Source organism: Burkholderia sp. Bp9004, assembly GCF_003858025.1.
GTDB classification, from domain to species: Bacteria; Pseudomonadota; Gammaproteobacteria; order Burkholderiales; family Burkholderiaceae; genus Burkholderia; species Burkholderia diffusa.
Genome location: NZ_QTQD01000026.1, coordinates 1 through 16446, shown reverse-complemented (window position 1 = coordinate 16446; position 16446 = coordinate 1). Strand labels below are relative to the sequence as shown.

Here is a 16446-nt window from a genome sequence, read left to right as displayed (position 1 = left end):
GGCCAGCGCGTGCGATGCGACATCGGCCACCGCAAAGAACCATTTGAAAGGATCGATCATGCCTGCATTGGTGGAAGCGACCAAGGACGCCATCGAAAGCCTCTTGCCTGAGCTCGAAGCGATCTACAAGGACCTGCACGAGCATCCCGAACTGTCGATGCAGGAAGTGCGCACCGCACGTATTGCAGCCGATTATCTCGAAAATGTCGGCTATGACGTTACGCGGGGTGTCGGCGTGACCGGCGTCGTGGGGGTGTTACGCAACGGCGACGGTCCGACTGTCATGTTGCGCGCGGACATGGATGCGCTTCCGATGGCAGAAGCGACCGGATTATCGTATGCCAGCGCGGCGCGGGCGAAGGACGAGGATGGCCTCGAAGTGGGCGTCGCACACTCGTGCGGCCACGACATGCACGTGACCTGGCTGATGGGTGTGACGCACCTGATGGCTGCGCACCGGGACGCCTGGCGCGGAACGCTGATGGCGGTCTTTCAGCCGGGCGAGGAAGTGGCGCGCGGCGCCCGCAGCATGATCGACGACGGCATGGCCGAACGCTTCCCTAAGCCTGACGTGATCCTTGGCCAGCACGTCATGGTTGGCGCGGCGGGCACGGTCGGCTATCGGAGCGGCACGATTCTTTCGGCGGGCGACAGTTTGAAGGTAAGGCTGTTTGGACGCGGTTCGCACGGATCGCAGCCACAAACCTCGATCGATCCGGTCATCATGGCGGCGTCGACGACGCTCCGTCTGCAGACGATCGTATCGCGGGAAATCTCCCCGCGCGATAGTGCGGTGCTGACGATTGGTGCGCTGCAGGCTGGAACGAAAGAGAACATCATCCCCGACGACGCGACGCTCAAGCTCAACATGCGCACATTCGACGAAGACGTGCGCGAATACATGCTGGGTGCGATCCGGCGCATCTGTTGCGCGGAATGCATGGCTTCCAACGCACCACGCGAGCCCGAATTCACGACGCTCTCGAGCTATCCGCTGACGATCAACGACGCGCAGACAACCGAGCGTGTGCGGGCGGCTTTCGAAGCACACTTTGGCGAGCGCGCCTACGAAACGCCCCCGGCAGCGGCGAGCGAGGACTTCAGCGTATTCGGGCGCGAATGGGGCGTGCCGTATGGGTTCTGGTTCATCGGCGGAACCGATCCGGATACGTTTAGAAAGGCGTTGGCAGAGAAAAAGCTCAACGAGATTCCCAGCAACCATTCGCCGAAATTCGCGCCGGTACTCGACCCGACGCTGCGTACGGGGCTGGAAGCGATGCTATGCGCGGCCGGGGCGTGGCTCGACAAGCAAGATACATCGGCGTGAATTCGCACGCGGCCTACTTCACCCTCGATCTGGTCGGAACTTTCGTATTCGCGATGAGCGGCGCTGTTGCCGCTCGCCAAAAGCGGCTGGACCTGTTCGGCATCTTGTCCATCGCGTTCATGGTGGCATGCGGCGGCGGAATCGTGCGTGACGTCTGCATTGGCGCGATTCCGCCCGCAGGGCTTTCAAACTGGAGATATCTGGCGGCTTCCGTGCTGGCGACCGCGGTCGCGATTTTCGCGTATGCGCCGGTACGTCGTCTACGACAGCCCGTCCTCTTCTTCGATGCGATCGGGCTCGGCCTGTTCGCCGTTGCGGGTGCGCAAAAGGCACTGAGCTTCGGACACAATGCGGAGCTCGCCATTTTGCTCGGCATCGTGACTGCGGTCGGCGGTGGTGTCATGCGCGACGTCGTGCTTTCGCGCCTGCCGGCCATTTTGGACCGCGAGGTCTATGCGACGGCTGCGCTCGCCGGTGCGGGCACACAAGTTCTGTTCTCGTCCGCGCACTGGACGCAGTGGTGGACGCCATGGTTCGCGACAATCCTCTGCGTCGCCATTCGCCTTGCTTCGCTTCGGTTTGCCTGGCGCTTACCCACCTTTCGTGGGCAGCGCGCCAGCGAGCTTCCCGACGACGAATAGCCTGCGTGGACGTGCGAATCCGACAACGCCCAGGTCTTCACGATTGCATGTTTACCGCGTGCAGGTCGGCTCAGGGGAGGTGCGGATTCGTGCTGCCCTTGCAAGTACAACGCGATGCACTCGATTGATGTTCCTGATCACCCGCCGACACTGCATACCGCGCCGTCGTAACCCGATCCAGACAAGAAAGGTTCGTCGCGGATTTCCGGGGAACGCCGGGGACGAACGTCGGCGTTCGGCCAGAAGCCGTCACTCGACTTCAGCATCTGAATCGTTGACAATTCCGCTCATCTTGCGCACGCACCCGCGCGAGATCACCACGGGCAGAAAGCAGTTCTGCCGTCCGACACGGACGTAAATCGCGCTAGACCGAACTGCAAAAACGAAAAACTAACTCTCGTCGGAGCAACGGGGAAATGGACCGCAGATATGTGCTGGTTGGATTCGTACTGACGTTCCTTGCAGGCTTCTGGGTGGGACATCATGGGGCAGCCGCTCGGAAGACGGAAATCCGGAAGCTCAGGGCGATGCCAGCCATGCCCATCTGGAAAAATCCCCAATGCGTTTCAGCGAATATCAAAGAAAGCGAGCACTTTGATATCGCCGCTTCGACTCTCGAACATATCGACCCGCATTCCCCTGACTGGCTCGCCATCGGGGCCGAACGCGCTCTCAGTCAAGACCTACACCGCAGTAGTCCGGGCCAGCTCGGCCCGAGGGTGTGTAGTCCGCCAGCTATATATGCCCGTGTTGCTGCCGCCTTTGCAGGGAAACCTATCAAGGGCGCGTTTGATTTCTATGAAGTCGAGCTAGCCTCGCGAATGCAATCTCCGCCCGCCGAAGTAGTTGATGCCGTGGCACGAGTGGCGTTTGATCCCCGGCCTGTGATAGGCGACGGCATTGATGGACAGGTCAAGGGCGATATTAGGCCGATTGCGAGAACTACATTGGCAGGGTTTGGACACGAGTCGGCGCGATACGCGAGTACTGCGTTTGAGCAAATTTCGAGCGCCAGTTCCATTGGCACTGGCGCAGCGCAAGTGGCAGCCGCTGGGGGACATCCAGGGGCGCTTTCACGGATAGAGTCACTGATGAATCAGCTTCTTGCCACGGTTCCGGACGACAAGCCTATTCCACTGGCGACCCGCGATCGACTCTATGAGTTAGCGTGGGGAATCTATTTTTCAGGTGAATCAGCGAAGGACCATGTAACACCGATCATTAGACTCATGGGAAGACAAGTGCAGAGTGGCGCGCCTCCATTCGGCATAGTCAGTCTTCATCCGAAGCGGATGTGCGAAGTACTGTCGAAGATCTATGGCGACGACGGGCGGGTGAAAGTCAATTTTCCATACTGCGCCGACGAAACCCCATTCGAATCGTATCCCCAGGGCGCGTTCGCATTCGCGTCGACGCACGGCCAGTAAGACACGTCCGATGGGCTCTCTTTACTGCACCGAATGTGTCCGCTTTCGCGTCGTTATGAAAGACTCTTATGGGTTGGCAGCGGTCAGTTGCTTTTGACCGCAGCCGGCCATGAGTCGTCATTCTCCAGCACAGTCACATGGCGCGTGGACGTCCGCTCCGCACTAGCAAACGGCCATTTGGAGGCAACCCGATCCTCTCAGTTGCCGGGAGTCTTACGCTAGCGCGTAGCAGCCGTCCTTTCAGACGGAAAGCCGCTCGCCGGCGCTGCCAACATACCGCTCAGAGCTCGCGCTAGCTTTGTCGGTCTCGAGCGCGCTCAAGCTCGCGCATCAACTTATGCATTTCATGTTGTCGCCCGAGATGCCAGTCGGTCATGATGTTGAAGATTCCTCGCGTCCACGAAAACGGTGCCCACCGGAACGGGACGACGATGCGCGGTTGGCGGTCTCGCAGCCCTTTTATGACGGCCTTGGCGACGTCTTCGGGTTGTATCGGTCGCCGCAACGGTGCAGGAAACCCTTTTTCAATCAATTTCGTCGCCAGCGCATTTCCGCCAAAGCCGACCTTGGCAATTGCTGTAGCCACCCATCCCGGATAGAGCACGCTTGCCGTGGACCCGGTGCCGCCAAGTTCGGCGCGCAGTGAACGCGCGAGCATCTCGACTGCGGCTTTGGACGCTGCGTAAGGTGCGTTGACCATTCCGTTCACGAACGCATAGACCGAAGCGGTGACCAGGACCTGGCCTCGATTGCGCACGATCTCCGGCAATGCGGCCTTGATCGTGCGCCAGACACCGAGCAGGTCGACCTCGACGATTCGCTCGAACTCCTGTTCATCACAGCTGTACACGGTGGCGGGCACATCGTGCCATGAGATGCCGGCATTGGCGAACGCAATGTCGAGGCGACCGAATCTATCGACGGCGTGTTGCACGACCGCCTTGGTGGCGGCAGCATCGGTGACGTCGAGCGCCAAGGCGAGCGTGCGCTCGGCATCAAACTCCGCGGCGAGGCGGTCCACTGAAGTCTGCGTCACATCTGTTAGAACGAGCCGTGCTCCACATGCATGCAACTCACGCGCGGTCGCGGCACCAATGCCGCCTGCAGCACCCGTAATAAGCACGACTTTTCCCTGAAGATCGTAAGCCACTTTGCACTGCTCCTCTGCTATTGAACTTCCATTACTGCGCAAACGAGGGGCGATGGATGCCGGGCCGCCCCGCTGATCGTGCGAAGCCGATCGATTCCCGCGGCCACAGGATTGCCATTCATTTCGCCGGAGCGTGCGCGGCCGAATCGTTCCAGCCTGTTGCCGACGCCAGACTGATGGCACGTTCAATGTCCTCGCCGCGAAAGCCAACGCGTTCGACGATGCGCCTGAAGAAGCCGGGTGCCTTGGCCACTATCGTGTTCATCTTCGGTACGACGATCATGTCCGCGCGGCGCTCAATGCCTGCCACGATGTCCCGCACTACCTGCTCGCGCGGGATCATCTTCCAGAAGCCTTGATCGTTGCCTCCCCACAATGCCCGGCCGGCAGGATCGGCAACGACATCGTCCATCAGGGGCGTCGGGAAGAACGTCGGATGCGCGCTGCCGACCCCGATTCCCAGATGACGAAGCTCCAGACGGATGCTGTCGCACATCGCCCAGACGCCCGCCTTGCTGGCCGTATAGGACGCCTGTAGCGGTGAATGCACAAACGCGGCCATTGACGAAATCGCCAGCATGTACCCGCGCTGTTGCTGGACGAATGGCAAGCCGGCCCGGAACGTACGCCACACGCCGTTGAGGTTGATGTCGATGACACGATCAAAAGCGGCCGGATCGATGGTGGCCATCGGGGCCATGGTGTCAATGCCCGCGTTTGCGATGACCACATCGATTTGACCGAAGTGATCCGCCGCATTGGCCATTGCGGCTTCGATGCTTTCGAAATCGCGGACGTCTGCGGTCCAGCCAAGAACGTCAGAAGGGTGGCCGAAGCTGCGAGTTTGCGCCGTGAGCCTGTCTGCCTCCAGGTCGAAAAGTGCGAGACGCGCGCCCCGTGCTTGCAGCGCTTCGGCCAAGGCCGATCCCAGACCGCCGGTGGAACCGGTAATGGCCACCACCTTGTTCGCCAGCTTATAAGTCGACATGCGCGCCTCCTTGCTTCGTTGGAATGTGACGGTGGAGGAATGCCAGCTGGTCGGCGACCACCTGTTCGAAGTCCTTGCCCACATAGATGTCGAAGTGGCCTGCCTGATACGCGCGCACTTCCCCTTTGGGGGCGCGCCTGGCATACCGTTTCGTCGGCCCCGGCGGAGCGACGGAGTCGGCTTCGCAAACGCAAAACAGAATCGGACAGGAAATGTCGCCTGCTTTGCGACCGGGGCGGTGCCGAACGATGTTCAGGCCGAAGCGTGCTGTGACCTGATTGCGAAATGCAGTGCCGTCAGGGACAAGCGCGAGATAGCCATCCAGGGCATCCGGTGCGGTCATCAACGCGGCAGAACCGGGCGGACCCGCCGTCGGCACCATCACCGGTTCCCTGCCGACGAGGGATAGCAGTACATCGCATAGAGCGAGCGCGGTAACCTTGAGCGCGCTACGCCAGTTCAACGCGAACAACGACGCGCCCCCGTCCGTGAACGGGCATTGCGCGATGGCAGCGGCAACGGTCCGGTCGCGTGCTGCGGAGAGAATCACATGACCGCCGCCGAAGGATGTTCCCCACAGGACCACCTGATCCGGCCGGAGATTGCTGTGCCCGCGTGCAAAAGCGATCGCACCGGACCAGTCCTCCAGTTGACGATCGATATCGAGCAATTGGCGAGGGGAGCCGTCGCTCGCACCGAAATGTCGATAGTCGAACACGAGGCACGCGTAGCCCTCCGCGCAAAAGCGTTGCGCATAGGCGTCGAGCCGCATTTCCTTGATTCCGCCCAGCCCGTGTGCCATCACGATGACAGGAAACGGGCCCCTCCCCGGAGGCTCGTACAGCCAACCACGGCAATGTTCACCGCGGCCGCCAGCCACGAACTCGACACTTCTCCGCCCGGCCATGTGTCCCTCCAAGGTGTAAAATCGTAGATTGAAATCCAATTCTGGAATGCATTCTATGTTTGTAGTTCGTTCCAATTAATGAGGGAAAACCCCGTATGGAATCCAGAACTCAGCGCCGGGCAGCCGCGACCCGCCTGGCGATCGTGCAAGCCGCCGAGACGTTGCTGACGGAGGGCGGACTGGACGCGGTCACGCCTGAAGCGGTTGCGACCCGGGCGGATGTCGCAGTGCAGACGCTCTATAACCGTGTAGGTGGCCGTTCCGCGTTGCTCATTGCCGTGGCGGAGCGCGCGTTGGAAGAAAACCGCGAGTACATGGACGCGGCCTATGCATCCGATGGCGATGTGGAGACGAAACTACGTTGTGTGGCAGCTGCGTACGCGCGGTTCGCCAAGGAGCGCCCGCACCAATTCCGTATCCTTGTCGAGCCACCGAATGAGCCGGAGGCGCTCGCGCGCATTGCTGCCCTGATCAGACAGCAAAACGCCAAATTGGCCGCATTGATCAGCCGAGGTATCGACGAAGGGTGGGTGCATGCAGACGTCGAGCCGGAACACGCCTCGACGGCGCTGTGGGCAATGATGAATGGCGTTATCAGCCTGATGTGGCGCCCCGATAGCCTTCGACTGGATGTCGATCACATCGACGATCTACTGCGTACCGCGATCTCATTGTTGACCGGCGGTATCAAGAGGCGGGGTGATTGACGCTTTGGGCCCAGGGAACTCCCGCGACTGCAAAAGCGTCAAGCAGTTCTCAACTGGTCTGCCGTCAGGCGGCCTTCCAAGGTGCTCGCACGCCAAGGGCTTCGGCTCGGAAGTTGGGGAATTATCACGAACGCGTGAACCGCAGGTAAGGACCCAACTTCCGCCGGTGTGGACGATGACGGAAATGGCCGTTGTCCCTCGCAAGCTGCCGTTGATTCAGGCGGTGTCGAAGGGCTGCAATGGGTCGGCAGCGGTCAATTGCTTTTGACCGCAGCCGGTCAGGAAGAGACACTCGCTACAAGTACGGAGATGGTTGACAATGCTTCGTTCAAGAGTTCGATTGCCACGCGTTCGCACATGACGACCGAATCACTAATCTAGCCCGCCCCGAAATGAGACACTCCCTCGGATATCTGCATGAGATTTGGCTATGCCCCAACGGGCACGGACAATCGCTTCCAGCATGCATTCCATATGGACCAGATGGCGACGCAGCACGTGCGCTTAATGAACCCGGAAGTGAATGGGTCTGGACATTCTGGACGCGTTCACATGCCGAGACTATGGCTGTCTACTATGAATTTGTAGGCTACGGAGAATATAGCGTGCAGGCCGATCTTGATCGGCAACCCTATTCACCCGCTGCGTACGAGCGCCAGTCGGCCTACTTGCTTCGAGACGGCTCACTGAGGGCCTCAAGCTCAGAGGTCCGGCGCTGACCGCCAGTGAACAAATGGCGGATACGATGTTCCGCCAAGGAAGGCCAGAAATACTTCCACGACCTGATCGGCCGTGAACCATTCATCTGAGCGCATCGGAAGGTTGCCCGCTCGGAAGACCAGGATCGTGCCGTCAGGGCGTACAGGCGAAGGTTTGTTATGGAAGGCTCTCCATCGTTGCGCGCCGAATTCAAAGCGCTCGATCATACAGCTGGCGCCACCGCCGGCTACTTGCACGTAATTGCCTGCATCGTCAGTCAATGACGCATAGGATGACTTGCCGTAGCTTCGCAGCGACTTAAGCGCACGTGTAACCTGTATCGGAGTCGGCACGGTGTTTACCGGTCTGCCCTCGATTTCGAGTTTCATAGTTGGTCTATCTCGATCCGTCTCAATCAGATGCGAATCATACCAACGCGGAAACCCAACAACGAGTGGCCGCTATCGGTGCATTCGGAAGACCGCTTCGGGTCGGCAGCGGTCAGTTGCTTTTGACCTCAGCCAGCCAGGAAGCGACATTCACTGCGCCATCGAGAATGGTCATTTATCGGCTTTGAGGAGCCGATCGTACTCCGCTGAAAGAGTAACGAAATTGCACCGCAAGGAGAGCGGGCACAACCCAGCGCGCATTCCGATCTCACACTTGACTGCAACGGCCCAGTTGACAACTGCATTACGGAAATCCAATACTTCCCTTTTCCTCAGACGTTGTCGACGCGATATTGCCCGGGTAATCAATCGCAGCAGGCGGACACGAGTCGCCTTCGCAGCGAGCGTCGGCGTCGAGCGATCTGTAATCACCAACACAGCGTGAGGAATTGCCATGCGCCGCCCTTTTTGCGTCGTTCTGACCTGTCTCGCCGCAGCAGCGACGCTCCTCGTCGATCCGTCCGGATCGCTAGCCTGCACACGCGTCGTCTATCACGGTGACAACGACGACGTTATCACCGCCCGATCGATGGACTGGAAGCTCGACGTCGCCACCAATCTTTACATCCTGCCGCGTGGCATCGCCCGCACCGGTGAATCCGGTCCGAACTCTCTTAAATGGACCGCCAAATACGGTAGCGTCGTGGCTACCGGTTATGACGTCTCCACCACCGATGGCATGAACGAAAAGGGGCTAGCCGCTGAACTGCTCTGGCTCGTCGAGTCGCAATATCCCCCCTTCGACAAAAACTCGAAACCGGGACTCACCATCGCCGCATGGGCGCAGTACGTGCTGGACAATTTCGCCACCGTCGCGGAAGCGGTCGCTGCGCTTGAGAAAGAGCCGTTCACAATCGTCACTGACAACGTCCCCGGAGAACAGCGCCTCGCCACACTGCACCTCGCCATGTCAGACGCGACTGGCGACAGCGCCATCGTCGAGTACATCGGCGGCAAGCAGATCATCCATCATGGTCGGCAGTACCAGGTCATGACCAATTCACCGACCTTCGACGAGCAGCTTGCACTGAACGAATATTGGAAGCAGATAGGCGGCACCGTCTGGCTGCCTGGCACCAATCGCTCTGCTGACCGGTTTGCGCGCGCCTCGTTCTACGTCAACGCTATCCCCAAGAGTGAAGACCCAGCCATTGCACTTGCCAGCGTTTTCAGCGTGATCCGTAACGTGTCGGTGCCGTTCGGGATCACCACCCCAGGCGAGCCGAACATATCGTCCACACGCTGGCGCACCGTCGCCGATCACAAGCGCATGCTCTACTTCTTCGAATCGGCCGTCACCCCGAGTACTTTCTGGGTCGATCTCAACAAGGTCGACTTCTCCGCCGGCGCACCTGTCAAACGTCTCGACCTCGGCAAGGATCAGCGCAATTCATTCGGCGGCGAAGTCTCCAAGGACTTTCAACGCGCACCCGCGTTTCCCTTCCTCGGCACCGGCGCCAGCAAGTCCCTCTGAGGCGTGGCGTGACGGCTTCATCGTCGACGCACTCTGTCAGTGCCATGACTCGTTCTGGCCAGATGCCTGTCGCGAGCACGTTACATCTCGCGGAGGTATCGCCAGCGCTGAGTCGGCAACCTGGCCCAGCGGCACCCTTTGGGTTCCGTTGGCGGGTAGCCTCTGGAAACGGACATTGAGAGTGGAGGCAACCAACGGCTGCTCAGGGTTGCGGATTCACCAGTTCTGGAACTCGGCTGTTTAGGGGGCAATCCACCGCTGAAATCGGCCATTCAGTCCGGAATGGCGAGCATTACTCGATTTGGGCTTCCCGACATCCCGATCATTGCCCGCATGATTTGACGCTTCAAGCTGCCCTTCTCGCTTCGAGGGTGTGCCACGACGGAGCGTGACCAATGTGCTCCAGAAAGTCCTCGAGATCTTGCCTCGACAACGCGACGGTCGCCGTACTATCGAGCGGATGAAACAAATAGACCCGTTCGTGCGCCAGATCGTCGTCGATCACGAGACGAATATTACGAGCACGGTCATTGACCAGGGCGAGTGGGCTCAACGATCCGGGTCGAACGCCAAGCAGATCGAAAAGGCGATCGGCCGAAGCGAACGACAGACGTTTGCTGTTCAGCGTCTTCGCAACCGCGGACAGGTCCAGCGACTTATGCGCGGTCGTGACGACGAGGTATAAACTGCCCTGCTTGTCCGCCAGCAGAAGATTCTTGCAGCGCGCACCGTCTAGAGAAAGCTTGAGCGCGCCGGATTCCGCCATGTTGAGCACCTGCTCATGGTACTCACACTCAAACGGCACGTCTTGCTGCTCGAGCAGCGTGAGCAGTTCGTCCCTTTCCATCATTTCCCATTCGCTCCGCAATGTCGCAAAGGCCGGCCGTGCCCTTGCGCGGCCGGCCAGAAGTGGATCAACGCGGCTCAAAAACCGGGTACGAGGCAGCGTCGATCGCCGACAAGGTGTCATCGCGCGACAGCAGTCCCGATTCGTCGAGAATTTCTACCAAAGGCCGACCGTCCGCAACTGACTGTCGTGCCAGCTTGCTCACACGAGCATAGCCAAGTTTGGGCACGAGCGCCGTGGCCACCGCCATCGAATCCATCAGATGTCGTTCATTACACGCAACGTCCGCGCTAATGCCAGCAACGCACTTCTCCGCGAACCGCCGGATGCCGTTGGTCAGCAGCATGATGCTGTCGAATATGCGCGACGCCACGACGGGTTCGAAGTGATTGATTTCCAGCTCGCCATACTGTACGGCCTGCGCCACGGCGACATCATTGCCGATAACGGCAAAACTCAACTGAATCATCGCCATCGGCAGCACGGGGTTCACCTTGCCCGGCATGATCGACGAGCCGGCCTGTGCCTCCGGCAGGCGCAATTCCCCAATTCCGCCCACGGGACCGGAAGACAGAACCGTGAGGTCCGATGCAATTTTCGCAATGGATGCCGCACAGGTACGAAGCTCCCCCGAAACGCGCGAAAACACGTCCATATTCTGCATCGCGTCGAACGAGTTTTCCGGCGCGACATAGTCGACACCGACGACACGCGAAAGGTGTCGATAAACTGCGGGTCGATATCCAGCGGGCGCACCGAAACCAGTACCAATCGCCGTACCACCTAGCGGCAGCGTCCGCAGTTTGTCCCGCACTGCCGTCAATTCTTCCGCAAGACGTCGCGCGAGCGCCGCGTAACCACCGAAAACCTGGCCGAGACGCATTGGCTGCGCGTCCTGGAGACACGTGCGACCGAGGTGAAGGACGTCTGCAAACTCGATAGCCTTGCGTTCGAACTGCTCAGCCAGCTTTTCCACTTCCGCAATGAGCTGTCCGAGCATCGCGTATGTTGCAATCTTGAGTGCTGCCGGATACACGTCGTTCGTAGACTGCGAACGGTTGACGTGGTCGTTGGGATGGATCACGTCATACGAGCCTGGTGCATGCCCCAAAAGCTGCTGTGCCCGATTCGCGATCACCTCGTTGAAGTTCATGTTCGTCGAGGTTCCACCCGAGCCCTCGAGCAGATCGACGATCAGGGAGTCCGCAAACTGGCCTTCGATGATGTCCTGACACGCCCGGCTGATTGCATCGCATTGTTCCGGCGTGATCACATCGGTGTCCCGGTTCGCGAGCGCTGCCGCCCATTTGCACTGCGCGAAAGCCACCACAAACGCCGGATAGTGCGCGATGCTGAGTGGCGAAACGGTCAGATTGTCGACGCCCCTGACCGAATTGACGCCGTACATTTTTTCGAACGGAATTTCGACTTCACCAACGTAATCGCGTTCCGTGCGTGTTTCAGCTTTAGCTCGACTGTTCATTTGGGTTCCTGTTTCCAACATCAATCAGTTGTTCAATATCCTGGCCGAGTGCGTTTTTCACTCGCGGCAAAAATGACGTTTCGATAACTTCGGATGCGGTATCGCACGCGTCTTCGAAAAAGGCGCTGTATTCGTCCCGGCGCGCCACCAGGTATAGCGAGCGCTCGAGGCCCAGTCTGTCGACCACGTGGGTGGCCACATGGTCTGCGTATGCCGCCCCTTGCAGCAGGCACATCGGCGAGGTCACGGCCCATCCGATACCTTCGGCCACCATCGAAGTAAGCGCATCTGCGGTATCGAGCTCGAGCCGCGTCGGTGCACGCGCTTCGATGCGGCGCAGATAGCGCTCGATCTGCATGCCCACCTGTGATTTCCTGTTAAAGCGCACGATGGGCAACGCATTGGCCAATGCCCGGATGTCCTCGACGGTTCGAATCGACTTGCGCAAATCCCTGGGCGTGATGACGAGGTATTTCTCGGAGAAAAGCCGGAACCGGACGACGTCGTTAGCGTCGATCAGCGCGTCGCTCGTGACGATGAGATCCAGATCGCGCCTCAACAGCGCCTCGCCTTGCTGCGGGCTCAATCCGGTACGTATCGACAGTTGCGATACCTTTCCCAGCAGCCGCTTCGTGAAAACCGAGCCGCAGGTGGCCGCGAACGAGTCGACCAGTCCGATGCGAAGATCAGGCTTGATGCCTCGCCCCGCTTCGACAACCTGCGCCTTCAGATTGGCGATCTCCTCGCTGAGTACCGCGCCACGGTTCCTCAGTGCTATGCCGTACGGTGTCAACGCGAGGGGGCGGGTCGTGCGATTGACCAGCACAACGCCCAGTTCGTCTTCCAGTTGGCGGATGATTTGCGAAACACCCGATTGGGAAATGCCCATGCGTGCGGCGGCGCCAGACATGCTGCCTTCCTCCGCCACTGCGACGAAGACCTGTACCGCGTACATATCGATTGGCTTGTTGGACGACATGATGGGCTCTCCCAAGGTTTCGGTTGGCAGACAACTCCGAGGCGTACGCCAACCCGAGCTGGAGCATCAGTTGCGATGCGCCGATGTGCGCAGGCTCACGTTCTGGCCGTCGTCCACTTCTGGCTCATTGCTGCCGTGACCCGAGCTCATATCCGAAAGACTCTCCTTGCCGGTTTCCGGCGCGAACACATGACAGAACATGCCACCGAACACCAGGACGGCCACGCACACGCAGAGCGCCGCGTGAATGCCGACCTGTTGTACGGCCACGGGCAGAAGAAACGTGCTGATCGCAGAACCGAAGCGGCTGGAGGCAACGGCCAGCCCTACGCCCGACGCGCGCAGGTGGGTGGGGAAAAGCTCCGGCGGATAGACGAACTCGAGGTTCGCGGCGGCCGAAAGAATGCAGGCGAAAATGCCAAATGCGAGTATTGTGCCGAGCGGACCCAATCCGGCGTAGGCAAGCACCGCCAGTCCGATTGCGGCCAGATAGAAGCTGCCAACGAGAAATGTGCGACGCGAGAGCCTGTCTGCGATAAGCAGTCCGAAGACTGATCCGGCGAAGAGCAGCACGTTATAAACGAGGCCGCCGACAAATCCGTCCTTGACCTGAAGGGCTTGCAGTACCTTTGGAGAAAACGTGCCGAGCGCAAAGTAAGGAATGACCTGGCACGTGTAGAACACACAGCCGACCAGGGTGTTCTTTCTCCAGCGGGCCGAAAACAGTTCTGCCCACGCACCACGGCGTCCCTGGCGCGCGGCTGCCGACACAGGCAGAATGGTCTGCGGTCCGAACTTTTCACGGATGATTGCCAGTGCCTCGTCCTTCCGGCCACGCTTCATCAACCACATGGGCGACTCGGGTACGCCGATACGAAATGGCAGGATCAGCAGAGCCGGCAACCCACTGGCGGCCAGCATGATCCGCCATGCATCAGGGCCGGTGTCGCGAAGGGCAAACCCGGCCAGGTACGCGCAAACGTATCCTGCCGCCCAGGCCGCTGCGAGCACGCTCAGCAAACGGCCACGATAGCGGCGCGGAGCAAACTCCGTGACGAGCGACTTGCTTACAACGTAGTCGGCGCCGAGAATGAGACCGAGCAGCACGCGCAACATCAACAACTGGGTTGGCGACGTCACGAAATACTGGGCAGCAGATATCACCGCAAAGAGCAGCATATCGAAGGCGAAGATGGTGCGCCGGCCATATCGGTCCGCCAGGGGACCGGCAAACATGCTTCCGAAAAAGAGACCGGCAAGGGACGCGGCACCGAGCGCCCCCATCCAGACCGCGTTCAGATGAAGTGCGCCGGCAGCCATGCTCACGGCGATGCCGATAATGCCCAGCACGAAACCGTCACTGAACTGTCCACCCGTACCGCTGAACGCCACGCGCAAGTGGAAACCACGCAGCGGAACGTCCTCCATCAATATCTGCTTGCTCACTTTCGTCTCCTGAACTCTGGTTATCAGCGAGGCGCCTGCGTGCGCCTACAGAAACCAGTGTAGGGAGTCAGATTCAAGAAAACAGCATGTCCGCCGGCAGTATCAACAACTCTAATAGTACGTCACACAGTAACTGAAGTAGACGGCCGCAATGGACGCCGGCCGGGCTGCCATTCAAATTGGGGAGGCTCTGTGGGTCTCACTAAACGGCACACGGCGCGACGGTGCCTGGCAGCACCGTCGCGCCCGAACAAATCGTCGCTGCACCGGCCCTCAGCTGGTGAACGACGATTCAAAAATCGTGAAGCATCGTCTGGATACTCGACGGATCCTTGGTCACGGTTAGCGCGAGCATCAGGAGGATACGGGCCTTCTGCGGATTCAGGTCGTCGCCGAGAAGACCCACGTAGGCTGAATCTTCCGGAATGAATCCGCCCCCTGTACGAGAGGAGCGAACCACAATCACACCCCTGGAAATCGCCTTCTTGATTGAGGGGAGAGTAAGAACCGATTCGCTGCCTGCCCCAACGCCCGCGACGATAATGCCCTTCGCACCGTGCGCAACTGCGGCGTCATACATGAATCCGCCGTCGTTCTGGTAGCCGTAGACAATATCGACTTCCGGCAGCGAATCGAGTTTCGACACGTCGAATGGCGTCGATGTAGTGTGGCGCTTCAACACGGACGTCTCGAAGTGGGGAACCTCGTCTACCAGGGTTCCCAGGTAGCCGGCGTCGTTTCCCTTGAACGTATCCAGCGTAGTGCCATTGGTCTTCGTGTTGAAGCGTGCCGAGCCGATCCGGTCGTTCAGCACGATCATCACGCCGTGGCCACGCGCCTGCGGCGAGGCGGCAACTGTGACTGCCTGCAGGAGGTTGCTCGGACCATCGGCGCTAATGGCCGTTGACGGTCGCATCGAACCTGTCACGACCACGGGCTTGTCACTCTTGACGACAAGATCAAGAAAATATGCGGTTTCCTCGAGGGTATCGGTGCCGTGGGTGACTACCACACCTGCAATATCCGGCTGAGCGAGAAGTTGGTTCACTCGCTTGGCCAGTTTCAGGAGGATATCGTTGGTGATGTTCTCACTTCCGACGTTCGAAATCTGTTCGCCGGACACTTGTGCAATCTTGCCCAGTGACGGTACCGATTTGAGAAGCGCGTCAGCCGTCAGTACGCCTGGTTTGTAGCCCGTCGTTTGCGTCTCGCTTCCCGCAGTACCTGCGATCGTGCCCCCGGTTGCCAGCACTGCGACGCGGGGCAGCCCCCCGGGAGATGTGGATTGCGCCATGGTATGCACTACTGACAACATGCAAAGTGCAAGACCAGCTAAAAGCCGGTGCATGTAGCGGCTCATATGAGCGTGGTTGTCTCTCACAATGCGTCTCCAGATTTGTTGAATGAAATGCCGGATCGCCATTCAAATTGGCGTATCGCTGAAGACGAGTGTAGTGACACATTCAAAAAATCAAATCATGCGTGCGGCACTATTATAAAAACTGATAATTTGGTGTACGGAAGATGAAGGTACATGCATTCGCGGCGCGCGGTTAGGGCATCGCACATGGCAGCGGCCAGAGCGCGGCGGCGTTGCGCTGTCCCAGGCGGGTGGAGGGCCCGACAAACCTCGCCGTGGCACCGTGTGAGGGGCTTTCACAAACTTGAAATGCGCTTGACTCGTATGACCGTTGCGCCCCGCTATCTGACATTGACGATCCACCGCGTAGAAAGGCCGCTTTCGGTCGGCAGCGGTCAGTTGCTTTTGACCGCCGCCGGCCACGAGGCGTCACTCACCAAGGCGTTTGACCGGATGTTTGTAAGGCGGCTACACCTCCGCCATCTGCCGTTCGCGGCTTGCGCGTAGCGACGTGCCTGGTCCATTCATTGACGCTGCCCAGACGGAAATCCATGGGCATTCG

General features: G+C 59.6%; 14 protein-coding genes. 5 read left to right on the top strand and 9 right to left on the bottom strand.

Annotated features, from left to right (window positions below; genetic code table 11):
- Positions 1–58 precede the first annotated feature (58 nt).
- The 3 genes from DIE08_RS24930 (at position 59) to DIE08_RS24920 (ending at position 3395) form a co-directional block, all read left to right on the top strand.
- Entirely contained in the window at positions 59–1327 is a 1269-nt protein-coding gene (locus DIE08_RS24930) for a M20 family metallopeptidase (RefSeq protein ID WP_124904187.1), read from the top strand.
- Complete coding sequence (locus tag DIE08_RS24925; protein WP_124904073.1) at positions 1324–1968, top strand: trimeric intracellular cation channel family protein; 645 nt, start codon at positions 1324–1326, stop codon at positions 1966–1968. Before DIE08_RS24930 ends, DIE08_RS24925 begins: the two co-directional genes overlap by 4 nt.
- Positions 1969–2384: 416 nt before the next feature.
- A complete protein-coding gene (locus DIE08_RS24920) occupies positions 2385–3395 on the top strand; it encodes a hypothetical protein (RefSeq protein ID WP_124904071.1) in 1011 nt (336 codons plus the stop codon).
- A gap of 292 nt (positions 3396–3687) precedes the next feature.
- On the opposite strand, the gene DIE08_RS24915 is transcribed toward DIE08_RS24920, so the two are convergent.
- From DIE08_RS24915 to DIE08_RS24905, 3 genes are all read right to left on the bottom strand, one after another.
- Positions 3688–4545 carry an SDR family NAD(P)-dependent oxidoreductase gene (locus DIE08_RS24915; RefSeq protein WP_124904069.1) on the bottom strand — a complete coding sequence of 286 codons (858 nt, stop codon included), beginning with the start codon at positions 4543–4545 and terminating at the stop codon, positions 3688–3690.
- Positions 4546–4663: 118 nt separating this feature from the next.
- On the bottom strand, positions 4664–5533 hold the full coding sequence (locus tag DIE08_RS24910; RefSeq protein ID WP_124904067.1) for an SDR family NAD(P)-dependent oxidoreductase: 870 nt from the start codon (positions 5531–5533) through the stop codon (positions 4664–4666).
- Positions 5520–6440 (bottom strand): alpha/beta hydrolase, encoded by a 921-nt coding sequence (locus DIE08_RS24905; RefSeq protein ID WP_124904065.1) that lies wholly within the window; start codon positions 6438–6440, stop codon positions 5520–5522. The genes DIE08_RS24910 and DIE08_RS24905 overlap by 14 nt, the downstream gene beginning before the upstream one ends.
- Positions 6441–6535: 95 nt before the next feature.
- On the opposite strand from DIE08_RS24905, the gene DIE08_RS24900 reads away from it, so the two are divergent.
- On the top strand, positions 6536–7147 hold the full coding sequence (locus DIE08_RS24900) for a TetR/AcrR family transcriptional regulator (RefSeq protein WP_059600991.1): 612 nt from the start codon (positions 6536–6538) through the stop codon (positions 7145–7147).
- Between the two features lie 701 nt (positions 7148–7848).
- Here the strand turns inward: DIE08_RS24900 and DIE08_RS24890 are convergent.
- Positions 7849–8235, bottom strand: a complete 387-nt coding sequence (locus tag DIE08_RS24890; protein ID WP_124904063.1) for a hypothetical protein — start codon at positions 8233–8235, stop codon at positions 7849–7851.
- 454 nt (positions 8236–8689) lie between these two features.
- Between DIE08_RS24890 and DIE08_RS24885 the strand changes: the two genes are divergently transcribed.
- Entirely contained in the window at positions 8690–9769 is a 1080-nt protein-coding gene (locus tag DIE08_RS24885; protein ID WP_124904061.1) for a linear amide C-N hydrolase, read from the top strand.
- A 346-nt stretch (positions 9770–10115) separates the two neighbouring features.
- On the opposite strand, the gene DIE08_RS24880 is transcribed toward DIE08_RS24885, so the two are convergent.
- The 5 genes from DIE08_RS24880 to DIE08_RS24860 all read right to left on the bottom strand — a co-directional run bounded on the left by DIE08_RS24880 (position 10116) and on the right by DIE08_RS24860 (position 15884).
- Positions 10116–10619, bottom strand: a complete 504-nt coding sequence (locus tag DIE08_RS24880) for a prolyl-tRNA synthetase associated domain-containing protein (protein WP_185715892.1) — start codon at positions 10617–10619, stop codon at positions 10116–10118.
- A 64-nt stretch (positions 10620–10683) separates the two neighbouring features.
- Positions 10684–12099, bottom strand: a complete 1416-nt coding sequence (locus DIE08_RS24875) for an aspartate ammonia-lyase (protein ID WP_124904057.1) — start codon at positions 12097–12099, stop codon at positions 10684–10686.
- Positions 12083–13078, bottom strand: coding sequence for a LysR family transcriptional regulator (locus tag DIE08_RS24870; protein ID WP_221622510.1), 996 nt, complete (start codon positions 13076–13078; stop codon positions 12083–12085). The genes DIE08_RS24875 and DIE08_RS24870 overlap by 17 nt, the downstream gene beginning before the upstream one ends.
- 66 nt (positions 13079–13144) lie before the next feature.
- Positions 13145–14524: an MFS transporter gene (locus DIE08_RS24865; RefSeq protein WP_221622509.1), complete on the bottom strand. Its 1380-nt coding sequence runs from the start codon at positions 14522–14524 to the stop codon at positions 13145–13147.
- A gap of 292 nt (positions 14525–14816) precedes the next feature.
- Positions 14817–15884 (bottom strand): asparaginase, encoded by a 1068-nt coding sequence (locus DIE08_RS24860; RefSeq protein WP_260436560.1) that lies wholly within the window; start codon positions 15882–15884, stop codon positions 14817–14819.
- Positions 15885–16446 lie beyond the last annotated feature (562 nt).

Excerpts from the sequence above, each read along its gene's own strand:
- DIE08_RS24910 (WP_124904067.1), bottom strand. The coding sequence starts at position 5,533 with ATGTCGACTTATAAGCTGGCGAACAAGGTGGTGGCCATTACCGGTTCC.
- DIE08_RS24870 (WP_221622510.1), bottom strand. The coding sequence starts at position 13,078 with ATGTCGTCCAACAAGCCAATCGATATGTACGCGGTACAGGTCTTCGTC.
- DIE08_RS24885 (WP_124904061.1), top strand. The coding sequence starts at position 8,690 with ATGCGCCGCCCTTTTTGCGTCGTTCTGACCTGTCTCGCCGCAGCAGCG.
- DIE08_RS24905 (WP_124904065.1), bottom strand. The coding sequence starts at position 6,440 with ATGGCCGGGCGGAGAAGTGTCGAGTTCGTGGCTGGCGGCCGCGGTGAA.
- DIE08_RS24900 (WP_059600991.1), top strand. The coding sequence starts at position 6,536 with ATGGAATCCAGAACTCAGCGCCGGGCAGCCGCGACCCGCCTGGCGATC.
- DIE08_RS24930 (WP_124904187.1), top strand. The coding sequence starts at position 59 with ATGCCTGCATTGGTGGAAGCGACCAAGGACGCCATCGAAAGCCTCTTG.
- DIE08_RS24890 (WP_124904063.1), bottom strand. The coding sequence starts at position 8,235 with ATGAAACTCGAAATCGAGGGCAGACCGGTAAACACCGTGCCGACTCCG.
- DIE08_RS24920 (WP_124904071.1), top strand. The coding sequence starts at position 2,385 with ATGGACCGCAGATATGTGCTGGTTGGATTCGTACTGACGTTCCTTGCA.
- DIE08_RS24875 (WP_124904057.1), bottom strand. The coding sequence starts at position 12,099 with ATGAACAGTCGAGCTAAAGCTGAAACACGCACGGAACGCGATTACGTT.
- DIE08_RS24880 (WP_185715892.1), bottom strand. The coding sequence starts at position 10,619 with ATGATGGAAAGGGACGAACTGCTCACGCTGCTCGAGCAGCAAGACGTG.
- DIE08_RS24860 (WP_260436560.1), bottom strand. The coding sequence starts at position 15,884 with ATGAGCCGCTACATGCACCGGCTTTTAGCTGGTCTTGCACTTTGCATG.